The sequence below is a fragment of the Candidatus Contendobacter odensis Run_B_J11 genome (assembly GCF_000531125.1).
Classification (GTDB): domain Bacteria; phylum Pseudomonadota; class Gammaproteobacteria; order Competibacterales; family Competibacteraceae; genus Contendibacter; species Contendibacter odensensis.
Genome location: NZ_CBTK010000307.1, coordinates 1 through 8,633, shown reverse-complemented (window position 1 = coordinate 8,633; position 8,633 = coordinate 1). Strand labels below are relative to the sequence as shown.

At 57.7% G+C, this 8,633-nt stretch carries 6 protein-coding genes and 1 pseudogene; 5 read left to right on the top strand and 2 right to left on the bottom strand.

The window, feature by feature from the left end; all coding sequences use genetic code 11:
- Positions 1 to 15 precede the first annotated feature (15 nt).
- A pseudogene (locus tag BN874_RS21260) lies at positions 16 to 893 on the bottom strand (IS982 family transposase).
- 213 nt (positions 894 to 1,106) lie between these two features.
- On the opposite strand from BN874_RS21260, the gene BN874_RS21255 reads away from it, so the two are divergent.
- From BN874_RS21255 to BN874_RS21240, 4 genes are all read left to right on the top strand, one after another.
- Positions 1,107 to 3,572 carry a sodium-translocating pyrophosphatase gene (locus BN874_RS21255; RefSeq protein ID WP_051498182.1) on the top strand — a complete coding sequence of 822 codons (2,466 nt, stop codon included), beginning with the start codon at positions 1,107 to 1,109 and terminating at the stop codon, positions 3,570 to 3,572.
- Positions 3,573 to 3,832: 260 nt separating this feature from the next.
- Positions 3,833 to 4,597: a hypothetical protein gene (locus tag BN874_RS21250; protein WP_034436894.1), complete on the top strand. Its 765-nt coding sequence runs from the start codon at positions 3,833 to 3,835 to the stop codon at positions 4,595 to 4,597.
- Between the two features lie 190 nt (positions 4,598 to 4,787).
- Positions 4,788 to 5,372, top strand: coding sequence for a TMEM175 family protein (locus BN874_RS21245; protein ID WP_034436892.1), 585 nt, complete (start codon positions 4,788 to 4,790; stop codon positions 5,370 to 5,372).
- Positions 5,373 to 5,823: 451 nt separating this feature from the next.
- Positions 5,824 to 6,696, top strand: a complete 873-nt coding sequence (locus tag BN874_RS21240) for a pirin family protein (protein ID WP_034436890.1) — start codon at positions 5,824 to 5,826, stop codon at positions 6,694 to 6,696.
- 18 nt (positions 6,697 to 6,714) lie between these two features.
- On the opposite strand, the gene BN874_RS21235 is transcribed toward BN874_RS21240, so the two are convergent.
- The gene (locus BN874_RS21235) at positions 6,715 to 7,614 is read right to left on the bottom strand and encodes a LysR family transcriptional regulator (protein WP_034436886.1); all 900 of its coding nucleotides are present in this window, start codon (positions 7,612 to 7,614) and stop codon (positions 6,715 to 6,717) included.
- A gap of 146 nt (positions 7,615 to 7,760) precedes the next feature.
- Here BN874_RS21235 and BN874_RS21230 point away from each other — a divergent pair.
- The coding region (locus tag BN874_RS21230; protein WP_034436897.1) for an MFS transporter at positions 7,761 to 8,633 on the top strand (873 nt) is incomplete at its 3' end.

The window sequence follows — 8,633 nt, the reverse complement described above, 5'->3', positions numbered from 1 at the left end:
CGTGAATTCCGGCTATTATTCTTGACAAGTCAACATGTTAAGCTCGTTTTTTGCTAGATTCAGCGAGGGTTTGCGGGGCTGGTGCGTGTAGGCCACTAACGCGGCGAGCACGTTGACCATGGCGTTGACCAAGCTGCGGTGCCGGGTCTGTTCGACCTGCTGGACATTTTTGAGTTGATCGTTGATGGTTTCGATGATCGCGCGCTTGCGCAACAAGAGCTTATCGGCCAGTGGCATCAGTTTGTTGTGCCTGTTCTTGCGGATTTTGGTGATCCGCTGTAAGCCCCGATCCCATAACACCTTGAAAAGCTGTTGGGAAATGTAGCCTCGATCCCCAACGAGTTTACCCGTCAGACCTTGGGTCAACTCGTCAACCGGTCGGCGATCATCGACGTGACCCGGAGTGATCTGGAAGGCCAGGAGTTCCCCCCGGTCGTTGACCACGAGATGGAGCTTAAACCCGTAGAACCCACCCATCGAGGTTTTGCCTCGTCGGGCAACCGGCGTGAAGACTTTAGGGCTGTGGATCCGGCGGTTATGACACACCACGAGGGAGGTATGAAGGCAATCCCGGTGTCCTCCCCCCGGCGGGTGTGTAAATAGAGGCACATCGGCATCAAGGCACTGGGAATCAGCGCCACACATCGATTATCACTCAAGAGGTTGGGAAACTCGCTCCGGTAGTATCGGCACAGATGCCCGAGGTAAAACGCCTTGAAATTGCGGTAGTGGGATTGATGAAAATAAATCAGGATCGTCATGATCTCGCCCAGCGTTAACCGGCTGGCGCGTTGCCGCTTTCGCTCGCCGCTGGTCAGGAGTTGACGATGCCAGGCGGGTAGGAACAGCCGACAGAAATCATCCACATCGCAGAACAGTTCATCTAAGCTCATGGTGGGGACTCTTGGGAGGGGACGATACCCAGGAACTTTAGCCGGTTCCATCCCAGGAGCTACCCCCCATCCTTATCCAGAACTCACGTTATCAAAGTTAACCTGTTGATTGTGATCGCCAAAACTGTCCGAAGTATTGTTTGAGGAACACAGATGATATTCATTAACTTTGCGTTTGTTCCAGCACGGTGGGTGGTACGCTGTCTGCTGATCATGTTGCTTTTAGCCATCGGGTCGGGTTCGCTTCCAGCCCTTGCGGCCACGGGTCACGCCAGCGAGGCCAATCTCGCCCTGCCCGAGCTTAGCGACGTATCGCTGGTGACATTCCTTGGCGGGACGTCCGGCTGGACTCTGCTTTCCTACGGACTCTGGGTCTGCTTCGGTGGCCTGGTCTTCGGCGCCATGATCTACCGCCAGATTCTCCGCCTGCCGGTCCATCGCTCGATGGCGGAAGTCAGCGAACTGATCTACGAGACCTGCAAGACCTACATGATTACTCAGGGCAAGTTCCTGCTGATCCTGGAAGCGTTCACGGCGGTAATCATGATCGGTTACTTCTCCTTCGTTCAACAACTCCCCGTGCCCGACGTGGGGCTGATCTTGGCGTTTTCGCTGGTCGGCATCGCGGGATCCTTCGCCGTCGCCTGGTTCGGGATCCGCATCAATACCCTGGCCAATAGCCGCACGGCATTTGCCGCGCTGGCGGGAAAGCCCTATGCCGTCTACGCCATACCGATTAAGTCGGGCATCTCCATCGGCATGCTGCTGATCTCGACCGAACTGCTGATCATGCTCTGCATCCTGCTGTTCGTACCGCCGGCGTTGGCCGGCAAGTGCTTCATCGGTTTCGCCATCGGGGAGTCGTTGGGTGCCGCAGCGCTGCGCATTGCCGGTGGCATCTTCACCAAGATCGCCGATATCGGCTCCGACTTGATGAAGATCGAATTCGGCATCCAGGAAGACGATGCGCGTAACCCCGGCGTCATCGCCGACTGCGCGGGTGATAATGCGGGCGATTCGGTCGGCCCCACGGCGGACGGCTTTGAAACCTACGGTGTCACTGGCGTGGCGCTGATCAGCTTCATCATGCTCGCGGTGCCCGAACCCTCGGTGCAGGTGCAGTTGCTGGTCTGGCTCTTCGTCATGCGCGTGATGATGATCGTCGCCTCCGGCATCTCCTACCTCGGCAACCAGGTGCTCGCCCAGCGCCTGTATGGGGAAAAAGCGCGCTTCAATTTCGAATCTCCACTGACCTCGCTGGTGTGGATTACGTCGTTCGTCTCATTGATCATCACCTTCATCGTGTCGTATCTGCTGATGGGAAACTTTGCGCTGGCCGGCAAAGCCTACCCCAACCTCTGGTGGCAGCTTTCGCTGATCATTACCTTCGGCACCCTGGCCGGCGCCATCATTCCCGAAGTGGTGAAGGTGTTTACTTCCACCACTTCTGCGCATGTCCGTGAAGTAGTGATAGCGTCCAAAGCCGGCGGCGCCAGCCTCAACATTTTGTCCGGCCTGGTCGCCGGTTACTTCTCGGCGTTCTGGATCGGCGTGATCATTATCGGGCTGATGTCCGGCGCCTATATTGTGTCGCAATACGACCTGACCGCAGTGATCAATCCCGACTACACCAAGGCGGCGATGATGGCTGCGGTGTTCTCGTTCGGGCTGGTCGCCTTCGGCTTTCTGGGAATGGGTCCGGTGACCATTGCCGTCGATAGCTACGGTCCGGTCACTGACAACGCACAGTCGGTGTACGAACTGTCGATGATCGAGCAGTTGCCTAGCATTGAGGCGGAGGTGAAGAGGGACTTCGGTTTCGATCTCAACTTCCGAACCGCGAAGTTCCTGCTGGAGGAGAACGACGGAGCCGGCAATACCTTCAAGGCCACCGCCAAGCCGGTACTGATCGGAACCGCCGTGGTCGGTGCCACCACCATGGTTTTCTCCATTGTCATATTGCTCACCAGCGGCCTGACGGAAAACCTGGACAAGCTCTCGCTGCTCCATCCGCCCTTCCTGCTGGGCCTGGTCGCCGGCGGCGCGACGATTTTCTGGTTCTCCGGCGCCAGCACACAGGCGGTTTCGACCGGCGCCTACCGCGCCGTCGAGTTCATCAGTACGCACATCCGGCTCGATGAGGTCGTGAAAGCGTCGCAGAAAGACAGTAAGAAAGTGGTCGAGATCTGCACGATCTACGCGCAGAAAGGCATGATCAACATCTTCATGGCGGTATTCTTCGGCACCTTGGCCTGCGCGTTCATCGAGCCGTTCTTCTTCATCGGTTACCTGATCTCGCTGGCGATCATTGGTCTTTACCAGGCCGTTTTCATGGCCAACGCCGGTGGGGCGTGGGACAACGCCAAGAAGATCGTAGAAACCGAAATGCACGCCAAGGGCACTGATCTGCATAATGCCTCGGTGGTCGGCGATACGGTCGGCGACCCCTTCAAGGACACGGCCTCGGTAGCCATGAATCCGATCATCAAGTTCACCACGCTGTTCGGCCTGCTGGCGGTCGAAATGGCGGTGGGCTTGCAAGCGCAGGGGAACCAGGCGCTGGTATTGCTCTTGGCTGCCGTGTTCCTTGCCATCAATCTGGTCTTCGTGTTCCGCAGCTTCTACTGCATGCGCATTGTCGCCAAGAAGGAAGGTCAATTCACCACCTATCCGTTCTAAGCTATCGCGCCCTCTCTGGGTTCAAGTGCGGTTTGTACTTGCTCCAGAGGCGGCTCCAAATGCAACAACCCTTACCCCCTTTCTATTGCATTTACTCAGTGATAAGAAACTGATAGGTGGTGAGGAAGGTGAGTAGCGGTAATTATTGGACCGCGTCGCAGCTATGATCGCCCGGAGGTGGAGACTTGCGCTCTCCTTCTAGCTGCGACCATGAGGGCAGATTCCCAACCCAGTCGACTCTTTGAAGAGGGCCTATCACTATGTCCATACACTTATACTTCTCGTTGATTCCAGAAGCGCTGATCGCCTCGATGTTGCCACCCGAGGAGTTCGGGCAGTACTACGCGACGGGACACAAGTTCAAGTCGAAGGGACAGGCCGTTTTCTTCGAAGTCGATCCGACTTATCGGCACGAATACTTCGACATCGACGGGTGCTTCGCGCGCTGTGTGGCAAAGCCGAACGGTGCGCCCAAGAACTCCATCTATATCTCGATGTACCGCGTGATGGAGCACCTCCCGGTGAGTGCGTTGGGCAAGCTGTACCTGACGACGGCGATGGGCGCGACGCTGGGCTTGAGCCGCGCCAACGAATTGCCGAAGGTCGAGCCGGAATTGCACATGTATCAGGATCTCGCGCCCATCAACAGTCTAGTGGTGAGCTTGCTCGACCCGGCGGCCTACTATGCCGATGTGACCACCAAGCCCTCCAAGTCTTTTCGGTTTCCCGGGATGTGCCTTGTCGAACTCGAATTGGGACCGCTCGCACGCGATCCGGAGAACGGTAGGGAAGACGATCTGCCCTACTTGTTCATGCAGCACCTGCGCGAAGCGCTGATGGAACTGACGCCGGGGTCGAAGCAGAACAAGCTGGTCCATCGCGTACACTCGCTTGAGTTCCCGTTTCGGATGGTCAAAAACGGTTTTTTTGCGGGCATCGGTAGCGAACTCGTCTACTACCCGATGCTCTCGCATGCCGTGCTCAGAAAGGATCACAACAACTGGTGGCGTTCAGCCAATCTCTAGTAGGGGTTGTACTCCCAGCCCTTTCAAGGTTTCCTATAAAAATCAATAGGGTATAAGCGAGATTTTGCGCGATAGGGAAAATAATTCTGCGTATCATCAATTAGTTATTTCAATCACCTTGAAAGGGCTGGTAGCGTAATTCTCACCGGCAAAAGCGCCCATTGGACTGATTCGCGGTCGATATAGAGTTATGGGAAAAAATAGATTAGAAGCCTTTAGTGATGGGGTACTCGCTATCATCATCACCATCATGGTGTTGGAATTGAAGGTGCCGCAGGGCGATGACTTCACTGCACTCCGTCCATTGTGGCCGGTCTTTCTCAGTTATGTGCTGAGTTTCGTTTATGTAGGCATCTATTGGAACAATCACCACCATTTGTTTCATGTCACGCAACAGGTGAACGGGATCATTTTGTGGGCGAATCTGCATCTGCTGTTCTGGCTGTCGCTGTTTCCCTTCGTGACCGGCTGGATGGGTGAGAACCACTTCACCCCCGCGCCCACGGCTCTCTATGGTGTCGTCTTGTGGATGGCGGCGATAGCCTACTGGCTTTTGCAACGAGCCATTATCGCCAAGCACGGCAAAGACTCCCTGCTGGCCGTGGCGGTGGGGAACGACCTGAAGGGCAAACTGTCGCCCGTCTTGTACGCCCTTGCCATCCCTTTGGCTTTTGTTCAACCGTGGATTGCACAGGGGGTGTACGTCCTGGTCGCGATGATGTGGCTGGTCCCCGACCGCCGTATCGAGCGGGTATTGGGCGAACGAAACGAGTAAGGCCCAACGTGAAAAGAGTACCGGGTACGCCAGGGCGTTCACTTAGGGGTCTGCTCACGAAACGGAAAAAACTGTATGTTAAGCGCCAAGGTGTCAGGTTGAAGCCCAAGAGGTTGCGCCACAAGTGTCAGAAAAAGCCTGAAATTGACTCTAACCTGACGCATTTTCGGCCTCTAGCTGACGCCCAGTTAAGGTGTACTCCAACTGGACATAGCGATAGAAACCAAAGTATGACGCAGCTTTAGCGGAAACAGCGAAAGCTTAACGTGCTTTGTTATCCGTTTTTTGAAGCTTCCCCAATGATGCCTATGAAAGCTAAGCTGTTGATTGTGATCACCAAAACTGTCCGAAGTATTGTTTAGAAGATCGGGTTGTATGACCCGTAACAGAGAACATCACCGCGAACCCAGTGGAATCTGTTCGTGATGAACGGGCGCGAGGAGCCAATGAGATGAGCACCCTCCAGCATCTGATTTCACCCCAGGCCAGCGATGTGGGCTTTCCGGTCCAACGATTGCTGCCCGCCGCCGAGGTCGCATCGGTCGGTCCCTTCGTATTTTTTGACCATATGGGTCCCGCTCGATTTGCCCGGGTGGGGACGGCGGGCGACGTGCGCCCACACCCCCACATTGGCTTAGCCACGGTCACCTACTTGTACTCGGGCGCGATGATGCATCGCGACAGCCTGGGCTACGTTCAGCGCATCGAGCCGGGGGCCATCAACCTGATGGCGGCAGGGTGCGGCATCGTCCATTCGGAACGGGTGCCGGCCGATATCCGAGCCGACCAAACTCCGGTCCACGGCATCCAGATATGGCTCGCCCTGCCGGCGGCCTCCGAGGAAATGGCGCCGGCGTTCCATCACTACCCGGCGGAGTCGCTCCCCGTATTCGCGGCGGAGGGTGTGTCGCTGCGGCTGCTGATCGGCGCAGCGTTCGGTCTTGTTTCTCCCGTCATCGCCTATTCGCCCACGTTCCAGGCCGATATAGAACTGGCGGCGGGCGCCACGCTGGATCTGCCGCCGGATTATCCGGAACGCGGGGTGTATCTGGCGGGAGGGCGGCTGCGCATAGCGGGAACCTCGCTTGAACCCGGTCATCTGGCGGTCTTGACGCCCGGCCGATCGGCGCCCCTGGAGGCTGAAACCACCGCCCGCCTCATGGTGTTCGGCGGCGAACCCCTGGAGGGTCGACGCTTCATTTATTGGAACTTCGTGGCCCGCCGCCGGGAACGCATCGAAATCGCCAAGGCCGACTGGGCGACGGGGCGTTTCACCCCGGTTCCCGGCGAAACCGAATTCATCCCCCCGCCGTGGCGGCAGTGACCGGAGCGAACCCCCCCTTCAGCGGATCGCCGTGCAGAGATCCCGAACGTGCCCGCGCAGCCAGCGATGCGCTGGATCGGCATCCAGCCGTGGATGCCAGAGCAATGAAACCGTGAACTCCGGCGTGGAGACCGGAATGGGAAAACTATGCATTCCGGCTCGTAGGATGCCGGTATGGCGTTCGGGAACGCTGGCGATCAGGTCGGAGGCCCTAGACAGGGCCAGCGCGGTCGAAAAACCACCGACAAGGGTTACGGCGATCTCCCGTTCCAACCCGAATGACCTCAGAGCTTCATCAATCGGGTCATTGTCCAGATCCTGTCGCGAGACACCGATGTGCCTGCCAGCCGCATAGCGGGCAGGGGTGATCTCGCCCTGGTTCAGCGGATGCCCCATGCGCACAACCCCGACAAAACGGTCTCGGAACAACGCCTGCACACGCAACTCCGGAGCCGTCGTCTTCTCCACCACGCCTGTTTCCAGATCGACCATCCCGTCGCGAAGTGGCGCGCTGTCTTTGTCGGGTTTCTGCACAAAGCGCAGCCGCACGCCGGGTGCTTCCTCGACGACGCGGGCTATAAGGTCTGGCCCGAAGTTTTCGATAAAACCTTCGCTGGTCCGAAGCGTGAATGTTCGGACCAGATGTTTGAGGTTTAGCCTTTCTGCTGGGCGTAGAGCCGCTTCGGCATCCTGCACAAGCTGACTGACTCGCTCGCGCAGTTCGATCGCTCTGGGCGTGGGGACGAGACCGCGTCCGGCCCTGACCAACAATGGATCGCCCGTCGTCTCGCGCAATCGCGCCAGCGCTCGGCTCATCGCCGACGGGCTAAGCCGCAACCGTCGGGCGGCGCGAGCAACGCTGCCTTCCACGAGCAGCACATCAAGGGTGACCAGCAGGTTGAGATCGGGTGTCGACATGCATCGACCATAGCACAGCTTGATCGATATATAGCGTCCAACGCATGAATAAAGTGTAAATGGTGCGTCTTCCGCCATGTCATATAAGCGAATAGAGTGCGTTTCTGACCGCTCCATTTGGGGAGTCGCCAAAAAAGGAATTGATGATGAAGCCAAGCATTGCAGAACGAGACGCGATAGTTGCTGGAAGTGCGGAATTGACACCTTCGGTTCGTGGGTCTCTTGCCAGCCTTTCGTTATCCATGTTGTTGTCCTCGCTGGGTGCCAGCATCGCCAATGTGGCCTTGCCGACGTTGGCAGAGGTGTTCACTGCCTCCTTCCAGGAAGTCCAGTGGGTCGTTCTTGCTTATCTCCTCGCCATCACCACCCTGATCGTCAGCGTCGGACGGCTCGGCGACATTACCGGTCGCCGTCGGCTGCTACTGGGCGGAATCTTCCTGTTCACGGTGGCCTCGGTCCTGTGCGGCGTCGCGCCCACACTCTGGCTGCTGATTGCGGCCCGGGCGGCGCAGGGCCTTGGCGCGGCCATCGTGATGGCGCTCACCATGGCGTTTGTCGGCGAGGCGGTTCCGAAGGTAAAAACCGGCAGCGCCATGGGGTTGCTCGGAACGATGTCCGCGATTGGCACCGCGCTCGGTCCATCGCTCGGCGGCGTTTTGATCGCCGCACTGGGTTGGCGGGCTATCTTCCTCATCAACATACCGCTGGGTATCCTGACTTTTCTTCTCGCGCATCACTACCTGCCCATTGATTGCCGAGGGCCGAAGACCACGGATCTCGCCGGTTTCGACCCTGTGGGCACACTGCTGCTTGCTCTGGTGCTTGTGGCTTATGCGCTCGCGATGACGATGGGGCGCGGCAGTTTCGGTGTTCTCAACAGGGTTCTGCTGTTAGCGGCTGCCTTCGGAGTCGGCCTCTTCGTGTTCGCCGAGATGAAAGCGGAATCACCATTAATTCAATTGAAGATGTTCGGCAACCCAGTGCTGAGCGCGAATCTCACCATGAGTATGCTGGTTTCG